At 60.9% G+C, this 15741-nt stretch carries 16 protein-coding genes; 7 read left to right on the forward strand and 9 right to left on the reverse strand.

What is annotated here, in order from left to right:
- Positions 1–27 precede the first annotated feature (27 nt).
- The 3 genes from BMH52_RS05960 to BMH52_RS05970 all read left to right on the forward strand — a co-directional run bounded on the left by BMH52_RS05960 (position 28) and on the right by BMH52_RS05970 (position 4609).
- On the forward strand, positions 28–615 hold the full coding sequence (locus BMH52_RS05960) for a YecA family protein (RefSeq protein ID WP_003193011.1): 588 nt from the start codon (positions 28–30) through the stop codon (positions 613–615).
- 20 nt (positions 616–635) lie between these two features.
- The gene (locus BMH52_RS05965) at positions 636–1019 is read left to right on the forward strand and encodes a YbaN family protein (RefSeq protein WP_019818414.1); all 384 of its coding nucleotides are present in this window, start codon (positions 636–638) and stop codon (positions 1017–1019) included.
- A gap of 119 nt (positions 1020–1138) precedes the next feature.
- On the forward strand, positions 1139–4609 hold the full coding sequence (locus BMH52_RS05970; RefSeq protein WP_019818415.1) for a PAS domain-containing hybrid sensor histidine kinase/response regulator: 3471 nt from the start codon (positions 1139–1141) through the stop codon (positions 4607–4609).
- A 48-nt stretch (positions 4610–4657) separates the two neighbouring features.
- On the opposite strand, the gene rmuC is transcribed toward BMH52_RS05970, so the two are convergent.
- Together rmuC and BMH52_RS05980 are read right to left on the reverse strand one after the other, a co-directional pair.
- Positions 4658–6022 (reverse strand): DNA recombination protein RmuC, encoded by a 1365-nt coding sequence (gene rmuC, locus BMH52_RS05975; RefSeq protein WP_169918249.1) that lies wholly within the window; start codon positions 6020–6022, stop codon positions 4658–4660.
- 175 nt (positions 6023–6197) lie between these two features.
- Positions 6198–6521, reverse strand: a complete 324-nt coding sequence (locus tag BMH52_RS05980; protein ID WP_014719377.1) for a hypothetical protein — start codon at positions 6519–6521, stop codon at positions 6198–6200.
- Positions 6522–6978: 457 nt separating this feature from the next.
- Here BMH52_RS05980 and BMH52_RS05985 point away from each other — a divergent pair, with 457 nt between their 5' ends.
- The 4 genes from BMH52_RS05985 to BMH52_RS06005 all read left to right on the forward strand — a co-directional run bounded on the left by BMH52_RS05985 (position 6979) and on the right by BMH52_RS06005 (position 10136).
- Positions 6979–7284: a hypothetical protein gene (locus BMH52_RS05985; protein ID WP_014719378.1), complete on the forward strand. Its 306-nt coding sequence runs from the start codon at positions 6979–6981 to the stop codon at positions 7282–7284.
- A 443-nt stretch (positions 7285–7727) separates the two neighbouring features.
- Positions 7728–7952 (forward strand): hypothetical protein, encoded by a 225-nt coding sequence (locus BMH52_RS05995; protein ID WP_003193022.1) that lies wholly within the window; start codon positions 7728–7730, stop codon positions 7950–7952.
- 278 nt (positions 7953–8230) lie between these two features.
- Positions 8231–8713, forward strand: coding sequence for a hypothetical protein (locus tag BMH52_RS06000; protein WP_032903131.1), 483 nt, complete (start codon positions 8231–8233; stop codon positions 8711–8713).
- 145 nt (positions 8714–8858) lie between these two features.
- Positions 8859–10136, forward strand: a complete 1278-nt coding sequence (locus tag BMH52_RS06005) for an OmpP1/FadL family transporter (RefSeq protein ID WP_003193026.1) — start codon at positions 8859–8861, stop codon at positions 10134–10136.
- 64 nt (positions 10137–10200) lie between these two features.
- Here the strand turns inward: BMH52_RS06005 and BMH52_RS06010 are convergent, their stop codons facing one another.
- From BMH52_RS06010 to cobU, 7 genes are all read right to left on the reverse strand, one after another.
- A complete protein-coding gene (locus BMH52_RS06010; RefSeq protein ID WP_014719380.1) occupies positions 10201–10752 on the reverse strand; it encodes a glutathione peroxidase in 552 nt (183 codons plus the stop codon).
- Between the two features lie 150 nt (positions 10753–10902).
- Entirely contained in the window at positions 10903–12111 is a 1209-nt protein-coding gene (locus BMH52_RS06015; RefSeq protein WP_014719382.1) for an MFS transporter, read from the reverse strand.
- A gap of 54 nt (positions 12112–12165) precedes the next feature.
- Positions 12166–12570 carry a MarR family winged helix-turn-helix transcriptional regulator gene (locus tag BMH52_RS06020; protein WP_014719383.1) on the reverse strand — a complete coding sequence of 135 codons (405 nt, stop codon included), beginning with the start codon at positions 12568–12570 and terminating at the stop codon, positions 12166–12168.
- 42 nt (positions 12571–12612) lie between these two features.
- Positions 12613–13341 (reverse strand): adenosylcobinamide-GDP ribazoletransferase, encoded by a 729-nt coding sequence (locus tag BMH52_RS06025; RefSeq protein WP_032873566.1) that lies wholly within the window; start codon positions 13339–13341, stop codon positions 12613–12615.
- Positions 13342–13343: 2 nt separating this feature from the next.
- Positions 13344–13922 carry a histidine phosphatase family protein gene (locus BMH52_RS06030; RefSeq protein WP_073843161.1) on the reverse strand — a complete coding sequence of 193 codons (579 nt, stop codon included), beginning with the start codon at positions 13920–13922 and terminating at the stop codon, positions 13344–13346.
- On the reverse strand, positions 13919–14974 hold the full coding sequence (gene cobT, locus BMH52_RS06035; protein ID WP_073843163.1) for a nicotinate-nucleotide--dimethylbenzimidazole phosphoribosyltransferase: 1056 nt from the start codon (positions 14972–14974) through the stop codon (positions 13919–13921). Before cobT ends, BMH52_RS06030 begins: the two co-directional genes overlap by 4 nt.
- Positions 14971–15492, reverse strand: coding sequence for a bifunctional adenosylcobinamide kinase/adenosylcobinamide-phosphate guanylyltransferase (gene cobU / locus BMH52_RS06040; RefSeq protein ID WP_019818435.1), 522 nt, complete (start codon positions 15490–15492; stop codon positions 14971–14973). Before cobU ends, cobT begins: the two co-directional genes overlap by 4 nt.
- Positions 15493–15741: the final 249 nt, after the last annotated feature.

Consider the following 15741-nt stretch of genomic DNA (forward strand, 5'->3'; position numbering starts at 1 on the left):
ATCGTTTATTCCCAAGGTAGCCCTTCAATGTCCTTCGCTGAGCAACTAACCCGCCTGCAAGCCTTCCTCGACGCCGATGAGCTGCATGACGAGGCGCTGGACTACGTGGCCGCCCACGGCTACCTGACCGCCCTGTCGATCTGCTCCGACCCCGTCCCGGACCGTGAATGGATCGACGCGCTGTTCGCTGAAGAGCCTCACTACAGCGACGACGCCCAGCGCGCAGAAATCGAATCCACCCTGGTCGCCCTCAAGGCGCACATCGCACGCCAACTGGCCTCCGACGAAGAGTTCGAGCTGCCGTGCGAGCTGGACCTGGGCGACGACCCTGATGACTCCGACCTGCGCGGCTGGTGCATCGGCTTCATGGAAGGCGTGTTCCTGCGCGAAGCCGCCTGGTTCGAAACCGCCGAAGAAGAAGTCAGCGAAATGCTGCTGCCGATCATGGTCGGCTCAGGCCTGTTCGAAGAGGAAGCAGAGTTCTCCGACATCGCCGCCGACGCCAACCTGATGGACGACATGATCGTGCAGATCCCGGAAGCCCTCACCGCGCTGTACCTGCTGTGCAACGCGCCTGACGAAAAACCGGCGATCCTCAAGCCACGTCACCACTGAGTCGCTTGCCCGTGGCACCCATGGGCAACCGTCCACTGCTCCTGCGCTACGCGCTGCTGGCCATCGGCTGGCTAAGCGTAGCGCTGGGAGTCATCGGCATTTTCCTACCTGTGCTGCCGACCACGCCCTTCCTGTTACTCGCCGCCGCCTGTTTCGCTCGCAGCTCCCCGCGCTTCTACCACTGGCTGGTGGAACACCCGCGCCTGGGGCCCTGGGTGCGCGATTACCTGGACGGCAATGGCATCCCGCTCAAAGGCAAGGTCTACGCCATTGGCTTGATGTGGTTGAGCATCTCGATTTCCTGCTACCTGGTGCCGCTGCCATGGGCACGGGGCTTTATGCTGACCAGTGCGGTGCTGGTGACGATCTACATCCTGCGCCAGAAAACCCTGCCGCCACGCTGAGCGCCACCTGCGACATTCGATCCCACACGACCTTGGTCGACACTGACTAACACCAGGCATCATGCGAGACTGTCCAACCGGGCCTGGAATGCCCGGGTGTTCTTATGCTCGGAGTTACCATGACGCTGTCCAGCGGGCTGATCGCCGCCGTTGCCCTGGCCTATATGGCCACTATGTTTGCCATCGCCTTTTACGGTGACCGCCGCCATGCGCCGCTGCCACCGCGCGTGCGTGCCTGGGTGTATAGCCTGTCACTGGCGGTGTACTGCACCAGTTGGACCTTCTTCGGCGCCGTAGGCCAAGCCGCCGAACAACTGTGGGCATTCTTGCCGATCTACCTGGGACCTGTGCTGTTGCTGGTGCTGGCACCCTGGGTGCTGCAGAAGATGATCCTGATCAGCAAGCAGGAAAACATTACCTCCATCGCCGACTTTATCGCTGCCCGCTACGGCAAGTCCCAGTCCCTGGCGGTGGTGGTGGCACTTATTTGCCTGGTGGGCGTGCTGCCCTATATCGCGCTGCAGCTCAAAGGCATTGTGCTGGGCGTGAACCTGCTGATCGGCGCCGGCCCCGACACCACCGGCACCCGCGCCCAGGACACGGCCTTGATCGTGTCGCTGGTGCTGGCGCTGTTTACCATCGTGTTCGGCACACGCAACCTCGACGCCACCGAACACCACCGCGGCATGGTGCTGGCGATTGCGTTTGAGTCGCTGGTCAAGCTGTTCGCTTTTCTCGCCGTCGGTGCGTTTGTCACCTACGGCTTGTACGACGGTTTCGGCGATCTGTTCAGCCAGGCCATGCTCGCCCCGCGCCTGGAGGAATACTGGAAAGAGACCATCAACTGGCCTTCGATGGTGGTACAGACCGGCGTCGCCATGATGGCGATCATCTGCCTGCCGCGACAATTTCATGTGACGGTGGTGGAGAACATCGACCCCCAGGATTTGCGCCTGGCCAAGTGGGTGTTCCCGGCTTATTTGATCCTCGCGGCACTGTTCGTGGTGCCCATCGCCTTGGGCGGCAAGATGCTGTTGCCCAGCTCGGTGCTGCCGGACTCCTATGTGATCAGCCTGCCAATGGCCGAGGCCCATCCTGCCCTCGCCGTGCTGGCATTCATTGGCGGTGCATCAGCGGCCACTGGCATGGTGATCGTGGCGAGCATTGCACTGTCGACGATGGTCTCCAACGATATGCTGCTGCCGTGGCTGTTGCGCCGATCCAGCGCCGAGCGGCCATTCGAAGTCTTTCGCCACTGGATGCTGTCGGTTCGCCGGGTGAGCATTGTGATCATCCTGCTGCTGGCGTACGTGAGCTACCGCTTGCTGGGCTCCACTGCCAGCCTGGCGACCATCGGCCAGATCGCCTTTGCCGCTGTGACCCAACTGGCCCCAGCGATGCTCGGCGCACTCTATTGGAAGCAGGCCAACCGGCGTGGGGTGTTTGCCGGTTTGGCCGCCGGTACCTTCCTGTGGTTCTACACCTTGGTCTTGCCAGTGACGGCGAAAAGTCTGGGCTGGTCGCTCAGCCTTTTCCCCGGCCTGACCTGGATGCATTCCCACCCGTTCGGGCTGTCGGTCACGTCGCTGACCTTGGGCACCGTGTTCTCCCTGGCGGGGAATTTCACCCTCTTCGTGTGGGTGTCGATGCTGTCGCGCACACGGGTTTCCGAGCACTGGCAGGCAGGCCGTTTTATCGGCCAGGAAATCAACCAGCGTGCGAGTGCGCGCTCCATGCTGTCGGTGCAGATCAGCGACCTGCTCAGCCTCGCGGCGCGCTTCGTCGGGGAAGAACGGGCCCAGCAGAGCTTTATTCGCTTCGCCTACCGCCAAGGCAAAGGCTTCAACCCCAACCAGAATGCCGATAACGATTGGATCGCCCACACCGAACGCTTGCTGGCCGGCGTACTCGGGGCCTCCTCGACGCGGGCGGTGGTGAAAGCGGCAATCGAAGGGCGGGAAATGCAACTGGAGGACGTTGTCCGTATCGCCGACGAAGCCTCGGAAGTGCTGCAGTTCAACCGCGCCCTACTGCAAGGCGCCATCGAGAACATCACCCAGGGCATCAGCGTGGTGGACCAGTCGCTCAAGCTGGTGGCCTGGAACCGGCGTTACCTGGAACTGTTCAACTACCCGGACGGCTTGATCAGCGTCGGCCGGCCCATTGCAGACATCATTCGCTACAACGCCGAGCGCGGCCTGTGTGGCCCTGGCGAAGCGCAAGTGCACGTGGCGCGTCGCCTGCACTGGATGCGCCAGGGGCGTGCGCACACCTCCGAGCGCTTGTTCCCCAATGGCCGGGTGATCGAGTTGATCGGCAACCCGATGCCCGGCGGCGGGTTTGTCATGAGCTTCACCGACATCACCGCCTTCCGCGAAGCCGAACAAGCACTGACCGAAGCCAACGAGGGCCTGGAGCAGCGGGTGACCGAGCGCACCCATGAACTCTCGCAACTGAACGTGGCCCTCACCGACGCCAAGGGCGTGGCCGAATCCGCCAGCCAGTCGAAGACGCGGTTCCTGGCGGCCGTGAGCCATGACCTGATGCAACCGCTGAACGCTGCGCGGCTGTTTTCCGCCGCCCTCTCCCACCAGACCGATGGCCTGTCCAGTGAGGCACGGCAATTGGTGCAGCACCTGGACAGCTCGCTGCGCTCGGCTGAAGACTTGATCAGTGATTTGCTGGATATTTCGCGCCTGGAAAACGGCAAGATCAATCCACAACGCCAGCCCTTTGTCCTCAACGAGTTGTTCGACACCCTGGGTGCAGAATTCAAGGCGCTGGCCCAGGATCAACACTTGCGCTTCCGCTGGCGCGGCAGCCGTTTGCGGGTCGACAGCGATATCAAACTTTTACGGCGAATTTTGCAGAACTTTCTGACCAATGCCTTCCGTTATGCCGACGGCCCGGTGCTGCTAGGCGTACGTCGCCGCAAGGGCGAACTCTGCCTGGAGGTCTGGGACCGCGGCCCTGGCATTGCGCCGGATAAACAAAAGGTGATCTTCGAAGAGTTCAAGCGCCTGGACAGCCACCAGACCCGTGCCGAAAAGGGCCTGGGCCTGGGCCTGGCGATTGCCGACGGTCTGTGCCGCGTGCTGGGCCATCGCCTGAGCGTGCGCTCCTGGCCGGGCAAAGGCAGCGTCTTCAGCGTGTGCGTGCCGCTGGCCCGCAACCAGGCCAGCGTGCAACCCAAGCCGCCCACAGAAACCGGCCTGCCCTTGAGTGGCGCACGGGTGCTATGCGTGGATAACGAAGACAGCATCCTGATCGGCATGCGCAGCCTGCTAACGCGCTGGGGCTGTGAAGTCTGGACGGCCGCCAACCAGGCCGAATGCGCGGCACTGCTGGCCGACGGTATCCGCCCGCAACTGGCGTTGGTGGATTACCACCTGGACCACGGCGAAACCGGTACCGAGTTGATGGGCTGGCTGCGTGCGCAACTGGCCGAGCCGATTCCCGGTGTGGTGATCAGTGCCGATGGGCGACCGGAGATGGTGGCCGAGGTGCACGGGGCGGGGTTGGATTACTTGGCCAAACCGGTGAAGCCGGCGGCGTTGCGGGCGCTGTTGAGCAGACATCTGCCCCTGTAACGGGGCTGTATTCGAGCTATTTGTGGGAGCAATTTAGACTCCTATTTATTATTCCGGGAGATGCGCCACGCCATCCGAATCGGTCATCGCCCGCTCCAGCAGATCCGCCGGCAAGCTCTTACTGGCGCGGGCGCCGAGCAACCTTAGCTGCTCGGTACGGCTGACCAGGTTCCCACGCCCATCCGTCAGCTTGTTGCGCGCCGCGCTGTAGGCCTTGTCCAACTGTTGTAGCCGGTTGCCCACTTCGTCCAGGTCCTGGATAAACAACACGAACTTGTCATACAGCCAGCCGGCACGCTCGGCAATTTCCCGCGCGTTCTGGCTCTGGCGCTCCTGCTTCCACAGGCTGTCGATCACGCGCAGGGTGGCGAGCAAGGTCGTGGGACTGACGATTACGATATGGCGGTCGAAGGCTTCCTGGAACAGGTTGGGCTCGGCCTGCAATGCCGCAGAAAAGGCAGCCTCGATCGGTACGAACAGCAGGACGAAATCCAGGCTGTGCAAACCCTCCAGGCGCTTGTAGTCCTTGCCGGCCAAGCCTTTGACATGATTACGCAGGGACAGCACGTGTTGCTTCAACGCGGCCTGGCCAATCACCTCGTCATCCGCCGCCACGTACTGTTGATAGGCGGTCAAGCTGACCTTGGAGTCGACCACCACCTGCTTGTCGCCCGGCAACATGATCAGCACATCGGGCTGGAAACGCTCGCCATCCGGGCCTTTGAGGCTGACCTGGGTCTGGTACTCACGGCCCTTCTCCAGGCCCGCGTGTTCCAGCACTCGTTCAAGAATCAGCTCACCCCAGTTACCCTGGGTTTTCTGGCCCTTGAGAGCGCGGGTCAGGTTAGTGGCTTCGTCCGACAGACGCAGGTTCAATTGCTGTAGGCGCTCAAGCTCTTTGGCGAGGGAAAAGCGCTCACGGGCTTCGTTCTGATAGCTTTCTTCGACACGCTTCTCGAAGGACTGGATACGTTCCTTGAGCGGGTCCAGAAGTTGGCCCAGGCGCTCCTGACTGGTTTCGGCGAAGCGTTGCTCACGCTCGTCGAAGATCTTGCCGGCCAGCTCGGCAAATTGCGCACGCAGTTCGTCTCGTGAGCCTTGCAGGTCGGTGAGGCGTTGCTGATGACTCTCTTGCTGCTCACGCAATTCGGCGCTCAGGGCCGCGGCCAAGGCGTCGAGGCGACGCAGTTCGGTTTCCTTGGCGCTACGGTCGAGGTTCCAGGCGTGCGCGGCATCGCGGGCGTTATCGCGGTCAATCTGCAACAGCTCGACTTCACGGCGCAGCGCCGCCAGGTCGGCTTGTTTGGCGGCATTGGCCTGGCTGAGGTCACTGATCTCATCGCGACTGGCGTCCAGTTGCGCGGCGAGCCCTTCCTGGGCCAGTTGCGCGGTTGCCAGGCGTTCTTCCAGCAACTCCCAACCGGTGGTGCGTGCGGTCAGGCGCCGCTGGAGTTGCCAGCACAGCGCCAGTAGCGGCACGGCTGCGCCCACAAGACCCAAGGCGATACTGGTCCAGTCAAACACCATAGCCATTTCTGCCATCACCGAAAAAGATCAAGGGTAACCAAGCCTAAGGCCGGAGGACAGCTCAGTCTTCGACCTGCCCCAGTTCGCGCTGGGCGCGACGGTCGCCGGCGCGAGCAGCCGAACGCAACAAATCGTGGCCGATGCGCCGGTCACGGGCATTTCCGCACTCGCGGCACATCAGTTGGCCAAGACGGCTCTGAGCGGCCACCACGCCTTCGCGGGCGGGCTGCTTGAGCAAGCGTCCGGCGAGATGCTTGATATTGTTGCTCTGCCCCAGGCGCGGGCTGTCGAGCAGCCACAAAGCAACCTTCAAGGAAAAACGCTTGGGCGCGGTAACAGTTTGGGGCGTGTCGGTAACAGAAGGTGATACTGAGCGAAACTTCATAAAGCACTGTGGGGCAGAACGGAAGGCGCGCCACTCTACTCTTTTTTTCGTACAGGTAAAGCTGAAAAAACCGTGCACGCCCGTCCTAGAGCAAGCGCTCGGGACAATCCACAGAAGCTGTGGATAACTCAGTGGACAACCCCCCTTGAACAGGCGCAAAGCCCCATGGAACGGGGGCCGCGGTCAAACTGACGATTTTTTCACCAATAAAAAAAAGCGAGATTTTTCATTGACTTAAATTTTGATTACAGGCAAATGGGCGCACTTGCACACCCGTGGCAGCAGGGTTACACCCTTGGCCACAAATGTGCACAAGTCCCGATCGGCTGGTTATATCGTCGGCGTTTTTTGATTCAACACCGGTTAAACATGTTACTAAGCGCGCAAACCCGAGGGCTTTTCAAATCTGCCTCGGCTCGCCACACTGCGCCACCGCCAATGCAAACCAGTAGGGCCGATGAAAGGAATTCTGTTATTCGCCGGGCTGCTGCTGGCCATCTGCGCGACCTCGCTTGGGATCAATGCCGCGCTCCCCTCGCCGGACGGCGCACTGTTTGCTATTGCTATCCTGCTATCGGCCGCCTTTACCGCCGTGATTCTGTGCATCGAACTCAGTGATGGCAGAATTAACGACATGGGCGATGTGATCCGCATGATCGAGACCGGCCAGTCCTTGCGGCTGACGCTCGCCGCCTACGGTCTGGGCTGTGCCTTGGCCGCATCCATGACCGTGCTGGTCTATTGCGAGTTACTCGGCGGCTGAACGAAGTTTTTTTGCAATCGGCCTTCCCTTCCCTGTTTCAATCCGTTACTATCCGCGGCGTTAGTACCAAGCTGAAAGTCAATTCTGGTCGAACACGTCCCCTGAACCACATGGGATCGGCCACCTCGATGGTTTCCAGGTATTCCTTGCGACGACACTGCCTTTGAACAAGCAAAGGGTGGCGCGAAGTTCCAATACTCTGACCGAACCAACCTGCAAATTGATCAGGATCTCCACCCTGGGCCCAGAACCTTTGCCCTTGTTGTGTTGCCTGCCCTCCTAAGTACCTACCTGCCAGCCCAAGCGCGCCAAATTTAATTGCGCTTCAAACTGGCTGCTTTGTTCCAGTCGGGTTCTTCGTTTGATCAATGGTGATCAGCGTTACTGGAACGTTTTAACGTTGCACGGTTCTTATCCGTGTCATTTGTAGGAACACCAATAATATGAACGCTCAAATCCACACTCAGGATGCCATTCGCACCCTCACCAACGCTTTTGCCCCAATGAACTGCCTGATCATGGCCGCTCGCAAAGGCTGCTTCAGCTTCACCCTGGTCAACGAACACGGCATCGCTCGTCACAGCGAACGCCTGTACCCCGATCAATACTCCAGCGCAGAACCGCTGCAGGCCGTGATCGATCGTACCCGTCAGGCACTGACTGCCTGATCGACCCGCGTCGCTGAAACCTCAAAAACCCTGTTTGAATAACAGGGTTTTTTATTGCCTGGAATTTGGCCCTGAGTTCGCCGGGCTAAGTACAAATGGATATAAACGTTATAACCAGTTGCAGAAGATGTTTTAAAAACAGTCCTTTACATCGTGAATATGACACTACACTTCAACTCAAGCGGCGTGATCCGCTTACGACGGGCCTGAGATCCGATTCACCGCTGCCAAGCCCCCCTTCTCAGGCTCGTCCACTCTTTGCAAGGACTGAGGCTCGTATGGGTATTGCCGCCAGTGAATTGTGTCGTTATGTGATCAGGCCGACGCTGATGTACCTCGGCCGCCACAGCTCGACAGCCGAATCCCTGCTGCTGGGCATTGCCGCTAGCCAGTCAGAACTGGGCTCGGCGCTGCATGACCGCCGCGGCCATGGCCTCTACAGCATCACCGAACCACGCCACCGCGCCCTCTGGGATAACTACCTGGCGCTGGACCCGGAACGCGCCAGCCTGGTGCGCGGGCTGGCCAGCCAACATGCGTTCCTCAGCGCGCCCCAGTTGGAGCTGACGGTAAACCTGCGCTACGCCACCGCGATCGCCTGGTTGCTGGTGGAACAACATCGTCCTGCCCTTCCCGCGCCCGGCGATGTACTGGCCATGGCGCGTATCTGGAAAGAAATATTCCACCCCCAAGGCCGCCTGCGAGATTTCACCCAAGCCTGGCAAACCTGTGTAATCCCAATGAAACAGGCAGCTTGCTGACCGGGCAAATTGCAAGATTCGCCAAAAAACGGCGATTTTGGTCTGATTGTCCTACAAAAACGCTCTATCTCCCGCATTACAGCCTATAGCGCGATGTGAAATTTATTGATACTTTCCGCAGCGGTGATCACACGGAGTTCTAATAATGAAAAAAGTAATGCTCAAGACCACACTTAGCCTCGCCGTTGCCATGGCATCCTCCCAACTGTTCGCCAGCGGCTTTGCGCTCAACGAACAGAGCGTGAGCGGGATGGGTACCGGTTTCGCAGGTCGCTCTTCTTCTGCCGATGATGCGAGTACTGTGTTCGGTAACCCTGCCGGTATGGCACGTCTGGAAGGCCAACAGATCACCGGTGGCGTTGCAGCCATTGATGCCTCCACCGATATCAGCAATGTCAGCGGCCGCTCCGCTGGCAGCAACAAAGGCGATATGGTGCCTTTCACCGCCGTTCCTTTCGGTTTCTACACCAATAAACTTAACGACCAGTGGGCTGTCGGCTTCGGCGTCTATGCGCCGTTCGGCCTGGTGACCGACTACGAAAGCGGCTTCCAGGGCCGTGGCTTTGGCAGCAAGAGCGAAGTGAAAGTCATCACCTTGCAACCGACTGTCAGCTACGCCTTCAACGATCGCGTTTCCGTGGGTTTTGGCCCGACCATCAACCGCATCGCCGGTACCCTGGAATCGGACCTGACGCTGAACCCTCGCGCGCCAGACACCAATATCAAGATCAAGGGTGACGACACCGCGCTGGGCTTCAACATCGGCGTACTGGTCCAGGCCACCGATACCACCCGTGTCGGCCTGACCTACCACTCCAAGGTCAGCTACAAGCTGGACGGCCACACCGAAGTCACCGCACCGACCGCGACCTCGCCGTTCCTGCGCAGCAACCGCTATGACGCCTCGCTGAAAATCGACACACCTGAGTCCTACGACCTGTCCGTCACTCAAGACCTGACCGACGCGTGGAAACTCTATGCCGGTGCAACCTGGACACGCTGGAGCCGCCTCAAAGACATCACCGTCAAGAACGAAGGCGTCAGCGGCGCTACTGGCGGCGCGCTTGCCCCAGGCCTGGTCAGCACAATCAAGGAAGACCAGAACTGGCACGACACCTGGGCCTACGCCGTGGGTACCTCGTACCAGCTCACCAAGCAGGTGGTACTGCGTACCGGCCTGACATTCGACCAGTCGCCTACCAACAACACGGATCGCTCACCGCGCATCCCGACCGGCGACCGTACTATCTTCAGCCTGGGCCTGGGCTACCAGGTCATGGATAACATGACCATCGACCTGGCCTACTCCTACCTGAAGGAAGAGGACGTCAAGATTTCACGCTCCAACCAATTGGCCAGCTACAACGCCAAGTATGAAAACAGCGCCAACGGTTTCGGCTTGGGCATGACCTACAAGTTCTAACCGCAGTCGTATAAAAAAGCCCCGCTCTCCTGTGAAGGAGGCGGGGCTTTTGTTTGGCTGGCGGTCAGGGTTTGGAAGCCAATGCCTGTTCCACCGCCTTGATCAGCTCCGGACTGTCCGGCTTGGTCAGGCTGGAAAAACTGGCAACCACATTGCCTTGGCGATCCACCACATACTTGTAGAAATTCCACTTCGGCGCCGCGTCGGCCTGCTGTGCAAGCACCTTGAACAGGTGCACCGCATCCGGCCCCTTGACCTTCTGCGGCTCGGTCATGGTGAAGGTCACGCCATAGTTTACGTAGCAGACCTTGGCGGTTTCTTCCCCGGTCTTGGCTTCCTGCTTGAAGTCATCGGACGGCACGCCGATCACTTCCAGGCCCTGGCCCTTGTAGCGCTGATATAACGCTTCCAGACCTTTAAACTGTGGGGCAAAGCCGCAGAAGCTCGCTGTGTTAACGATCACCAAGGGCTTGCCAGCGAATTGCTGGCATAGGTCGATGGATTCCTTGGCCCGCAGCTTGGGCAATTGGCCCGCAAGCAACGGTGGGCAACTGGCGGCCATCGCCACGCTGCCAATAGCCATCAGGACGGGTACAGCGAGCCAGCGCATCTGCATGTCAAAAGTCCTTGAGTCAGTTCAGACCCACAACTTAGCAGATCGCCATGCCCAGTTGCATCAATGCCAGGCCGCCCTGATGCCAGCCCCACCAGGCCAGCAGCAATAACACCATCCCCACAGCCACCAGCATAAGACGCGCTGTCATGCTCATGCCGCCTCCATCTGCGCCTGAATACGTGCCACCGGCCGCTCACGCACCGGCCAATTCAGCGCGGCGGCGAGCAGGCTGAGTAAAATTGCCACCTGCCAGATCAAATCGTAGCTACCGGTTCGATCATAGACCACCCCGCCCAGCCACCCGCCGAGGAACGAGCCAAGCTGGTGGAACAGGAACACAATCCCGCCGAGCATCGAGAGGTTGCGCACCCCAAACAGGGTCGCAACGGTGCCATTGGTCAGCGGCACCGTGGACAGCCACAAGAATCCCATCGCCATGCCAAACAGATACGCCGTGACCTCGGTGACCGGCGCCCACAGGAACAACACAATCACTACCGCCCGTAACAGGTACAAGCCGGTGAGCAGACGCGGCTTGGACATGCGGCCACCGAGCCAACCCGCCGTGTAGGTGCCAAATACGTTGAACAGGCCAATCAAGGCCAGCACCGTGGTGCCCACCGTGGCCGGCAGGTGCTGGTCGACCAGGTACGCCGGCAAGTGCACACCGATGAACACTACTTGGAAACCGCACACAAAAAAGCCGAAGGACAGCAGCCAGAAGCCGGAGTGGGAGCAGGCCTCTTTCAGCGCTTCGCCCAGGGTTTGCTGGCCTACCGTGACCGCCAGCGGCCGGTCCTTGAGCATGGCGACCAGCGGCAGGATCAGCGCCACCATCAAGCCCAGCGCCAGCAAGGCGGCCGACCAGCCGAGCCAGCCAATCAGGCCCAGGGTGCCGGGCACCATGGCGAACTGGCCGAACGAGCCGGCGGCGCTAGCAATGCCCATGGCCATGCTGCGTTTTTCCGGCGCTACGGCGCGGCCAACCACGCCGAGAATCACCGAGAACGAGGTGCCGGACAGGCCAATACCAATCAGCAAACCTGCGCTCAACGACAGCGACCAGGCAGAGTCGGACATGCCCATCAGCACCAGGCCGACGGCGTACAACACCCCGCCGACAAACACCGCCTTGGTCGCGCCGAAACGGTCGGCCAAGGCCCCGGTAAATGGCTGCGCCAAGCCCCAGATCAGGTTCTGCAAGGCGATAGCAAAGGCAAAGGTTTCACGCCCCCAACCGAATTCGCTGCTCATCGGCGCCAGGAACAGGCCAAAGCCATGCCGTACGCCCAAGGACAGCGCCAGGATCAGCGCACTGCCTAAAAGGACCCAACCACTGGTGCGCCACATCGAGGTCATTTCTTATTCTCCGTTCGCGGGTATATACCCGCTTGTAGTCGAACAAACCGCCGTTCAGGCAAGTTCATCCAGCAAGGCCAACAACATTTCGCGCTTTTCGGCGCCGAGCTTATCAATCAGTTTCTGTTGCGCTGCTTCCCACGCCGGCAACGCAGCGCCTAGCCGTTCATGGCCGGCGTCAGTCAACACCACCAGGCGGTTGCGCAAATCGTCGCCCTCCACCAACTGCACCAGCCCCTCACCTTCCAGGACGCGCAGGTTGCGCCCCAGGGTGCTGCGATCCAGGCCCATGGCGTCCGCCAAGCTGGAAATGCTCGGCTGGTCGAGACGCTGCAGGTTGCACAATAGAGAATACTGGGCAACGTTGATCCCGAAGCCGTCGAGAGCGCCGTCGTAATGCCTGCTGACGCCACGGGCAGCACGTCGCAGGTTGGTGCATAAACATTGGGAGGCAAGCATAGAGCGTGTATATACCCGGAGTTAATCAATTGCAAGAAAGCGTTACAGCGCCAGCCCGACCAGTACCGCGACTTCAAGCAGCTCCAGCAGTGCGCCAGCAGTGTCGCCGGTGGTACCGCCCAGACGCTTGACCATCAACTGGCGCAGCCACACGAAACACAGGACCGCCAGCAACACCGCGATGCCGCCGCTGAAACCACCGATCAGGATGCAGGCCAACCCGCTGAGGATCAGCACCTGTTGGCCGACAATTCGCGGCAGATGATCTGACAGTGCCTGGCCCAATCCGCCCGCCCGCACATAGCGCGTGGTGAGAAACAGCGCCAGCATCGAAGCACGTCCGATCAAAGGCGCCAGGATCAAGGCGGCGCCATTGTGTTGTTCGATCAACGCCACCAACGCGCTGAACTTGAGCAGCAGCACCAGCCCCAGGGTGACCACCGCAATCGGGCCGCTGCGCGGGTCTTTCATGATGCTGAGGGTGCGCTCCCGGTCGCCAAAACCGCCCAACCAGGCATCGGCGCTGTCGGCCAGCCCGTCCAGGTGCAGGCCACCGCTGAGCAGCACCCAGGCGGTGAGCAGCAACGCGGCGTGCAACAGCAACGGGGTACCCTGCAACACCTGGTTGAGGCCCCATAACAGCACGCCGAACAGCAACCCTACCAGCGGATAAAACAGCAACGAACGGCCCAGCTCTTGAGGCTGCGGCATGCCCGGCAAGCGAATGGGCAGGCTGCTGAGAAATTGCAGGGCGATCCAGAACGGCAGCAGCATCAGCGCCCTTCCTTCAACACGCCATCGGCCGCAACCTGCAGGCCGAACAGGGCACCGTGGCCCACTTCGACATTCAGCAGTTGCTCACGGGGCAACCCTCGCGCCTGGGCCAGCAGCAGGCGCATTACACCGCCATGGCTGATCAACAGCACGCGCTGGCCAGCATAGGCCTGATGCAGCCGCCTGACAGCGCCAAGCACGCGCGCGGAAAACTGGATGACCGGCTCGCCTTCCGGCGGCGTGAATTCATAGGGGTTGGCCCAGAACAAGCCCAGCCCTTGGGCATCGGTGTCCATCAACGCGGCCGCACTCTGCCCTTCCCACGCGCCGAAGTGCAGCTCTTGCAGATCGGCCTCCAGAGTCACCGGCACATCGAGCTGTGCCCCCAACTCCTGGGCGAACAGAGCGCAGCGTTGCAGCGGTGAGCTGATCAGCCTATCCCACGGCCCCTGCCCCACCACTGCGTCGCGCATCTGCCGCCAGCCGTTGGCGGTCAGCGCATCGTCCAGGCTGCCACGCAGGCCTCCTCCGCCCAGTTCGGTTTCGCCGTGACGCAGCAGGTCCAGGCGTAAGGTCATGCGGGGCGGTCCGCCACGGCGGCTTCGGCGAAAGTCGCCATCTGCCCGTGCAGCGCACACGCCAGGCGCAACAAAGGCACCGCCAACGCCGCGCCGCTGCCTTCGCCCAGGCGCAGGCCCAGTTCCAGCAACGGTTGCGCATCGAGGCTGTGCAGCACATGGCGATGGCCCGGCTCGGCACCCCGATGGCCGAACACCAACCATTCGCGGCACGCAGGGTTCAAGCGCACCGCCACCATCGCGGCCACGCTGCAGATGAACCCATCCACCAGCACCACGATGCCTTCCTGGGCGCAGGCCAGGTAGGCGCCAACCAAGGCAGCAATTTCAAAACCGCCGAGATTGAACAGGGTTTGCAACGCATCGCTGCGCTGACCGGCGTGCAACCCCAGGGCGCGCTCGATGACCGCGACCTTGTGGCTGACCCCTGCGGCATTCAAACCGGTGCCAGGGCCTGTGAGGTCAGTGACCTGGCAATCCAGCAATGCGCAGGCCAAGGCACTGGCGGCAGTGGTATTGCCGATGCCCATCTCACCGCCGATAAAGAGTTGCGCGCCGCTTTCCAGGGCACGGCGTGCGCTGTCTCGTCCAGCTTGCAAGGCCAACTGCCCTTGGGCTTGGGTCATCGCCGGGCCATGCACGAAATTAGCCGTGCCCGCACCGATATTCAGGTGACGAACGCCGGGCAAATCCAGGGACGGCGTGACCGTGCCGAGGTCAATCACCTCCAATTGCGCTTGCAGTTGCCGCGCCAACACGCTGATCGCCGCGCCACCGGTGACGAAGTTTTGCAGCATCTGCCCGGTGACCTCTTGGGGAAATGCCGACACGCCTTCAGCGACCACACCGTGATCGCCGGCAAAAATCGCGATCCACAGGTGATCTACCGTCGGTTTGACCTGGCCCTGCAAACCCGCCAGCCGCACCGCCAGGGCCTCCAACTGGCCGAGGGAACCGGCGGGCTTGGTCAACTGCTGCTGACGCGCCAGCGCCTGTTCGTGGGTCGTGGTATCCACCGCCTTGCAGGGGTTGAGCCACCAGGAATCGGTCATAACGCAGTACCTTTCAAAGTCAGGGGCAGGCCGGCAACCGTCAGCACAACGCGCTGACATTGCTCGGCCAAGGCTTGATGCAGCCAACCGGCTTCATCCACATAACGGCGAGTCAATTCGCCCAGCGGCACGACACCCAGACCGGTCTCGTTGCTGACAAAAATGATCTCCCCCGGCAGCGAGGCCAGGGTTTGCAACAGTTGATCACGCTCGGATGCAAGGCGAGCCGGGTCTTCGAGCATCAGAAGATTGGTGAGCCATAAGGTCAGGCAATCCACCAGCAGGCAGCGATCAGTGGCGGCGTTTTCCTGTAGCACACGCGCCAGGTCGATGGGCTCTTCAACCAGGCCCCAATGGTCGGGACGACGCTGGCGGTGCAGCGCGACGCGCTCGCTCATCTCACCGTCGAGCGGTTGGCTGGTGGCGATATAAATGACGGCAAGCCCGCTCTCTGCGGCAAGCTTTTCGGCCAGGCGGCTCTTACCCGAACGGGCACCGCCGAGGATCAATTGATACATGCAAAGGCCCCTGGCAAATGATGTGGCGAGGGAGCTTGCTCCCGTGACGGCCTGACAGCCGACGCTGATCCAGCTGACGCACCGCGCCCCAAATGTGGGAGCTGGCTTGCCTGCGAAGACGGCCTGACAGTCAACACAGTTGGACCGTGTACATATCCATTTCTGCGGTAACGGCCACTTAGGGTTCCGCTTTTACAGCGGCTCACTTTTGAAAAGCCCAAAAGTAAGCCAAACGCACTTGCCCAACCA

Source organism: Pseudomonas sp. BTN1 (assembly GCF_001907715.1).
Classification (GTDB): Bacteria; Pseudomonadota; Gammaproteobacteria; order Pseudomonadales; family Pseudomonadaceae; genus Aquipseudomonas; species Aquipseudomonas paracarnis.

What these genes read in the sequence shown, in the direction of transcription:
- BMH52_RS05960 (WP_003193011.1), top strand. Translation starts at nt 28, where the DNA reads ATGTCCTTCGCTGAGCAACTAACCCGCCTGCAAGCCTTCCTCGACGCC.
- BMH52_RS05965 (WP_019818414.1), top strand. Translation starts at nt 636, where the DNA reads ATGGGCAACCGTCCACTGCTCCTGCGCTACGCGCTGCTGGCCATCGGC.
- BMH52_RS05970 (WP_019818415.1), top strand. Translation starts at nt 1,139, where the DNA reads ATGACGCTGTCCAGCGGGCTGATCGCCGCCGTTGCCCTGGCCTATATG.
- BMH52_RS05980 (WP_014719377.1), bottom strand. Translation starts at nt 6,521, where the DNA reads ATGAAGTTTCGCTCAGTATCACCTTCTGTTACCGACACGCCCCAAACT.
- BMH52_RS05985 (WP_014719378.1), top strand. Translation starts at nt 6,979, where the DNA reads ATGAAAGGAATTCTGTTATTCGCCGGGCTGCTGCTGGCCATCTGCGCG.
- BMH52_RS05995 (WP_003193022.1), top strand. Translation starts at nt 7,728, where the DNA reads ATGAACGCTCAAATCCACACTCAGGATGCCATTCGCACCCTCACCAAC.
- BMH52_RS06000 (WP_032903131.1), top strand. Translation starts at nt 8,231, where the DNA reads ATGGGTATTGCCGCCAGTGAATTGTGTCGTTATGTGATCAGGCCGACG.
- BMH52_RS06005 (WP_003193026.1), top strand. Translation starts at nt 8,859, where the DNA reads ATGAAAAAAGTAATGCTCAAGACCACACTTAGCCTCGCCGTTGCCATG.
- BMH52_RS06010 (WP_014719380.1), bottom strand. Translation starts at nt 10,752, where the DNA reads ATGCAGATGCGCTGGCTCGCTGTACCCGTCCTGATGGCTATTGGCAGC.
- BMH52_RS06015 (WP_014719382.1), bottom strand. Translation starts at nt 12,111, where the DNA reads ATGACCTCGATGTGGCGCACCAGTGGTTGGGTCCTTTTAGGCAGTGCG.
- BMH52_RS06020 (WP_014719383.1), bottom strand. Translation starts at nt 12,570, where the DNA reads ATGCTTGCCTCCCAATGTTTATGCACCAACCTGCGACGTGCTGCCCGT.
- BMH52_RS06030 (WP_073843161.1), bottom strand. Translation starts at nt 13,922, where the DNA reads ATGACCTTACGCCTGGACCTGCTGCGTCACGGCGAAACCGAACTGGGC.
- cobT (WP_073843163.1), bottom strand. Translation starts at nt 14,974, where the DNA reads ATGACCGATTCCTGGTGGCTCAACCCCTGCAAGGCGGTGGATACCACG.
- cobU (WP_019818435.1), bottom strand. Translation starts at nt 15,492, where the DNA reads ATGTATCAATTGATCCTCGGCGGTGCCCGTTCGGGTAAGAGCCGCCTG.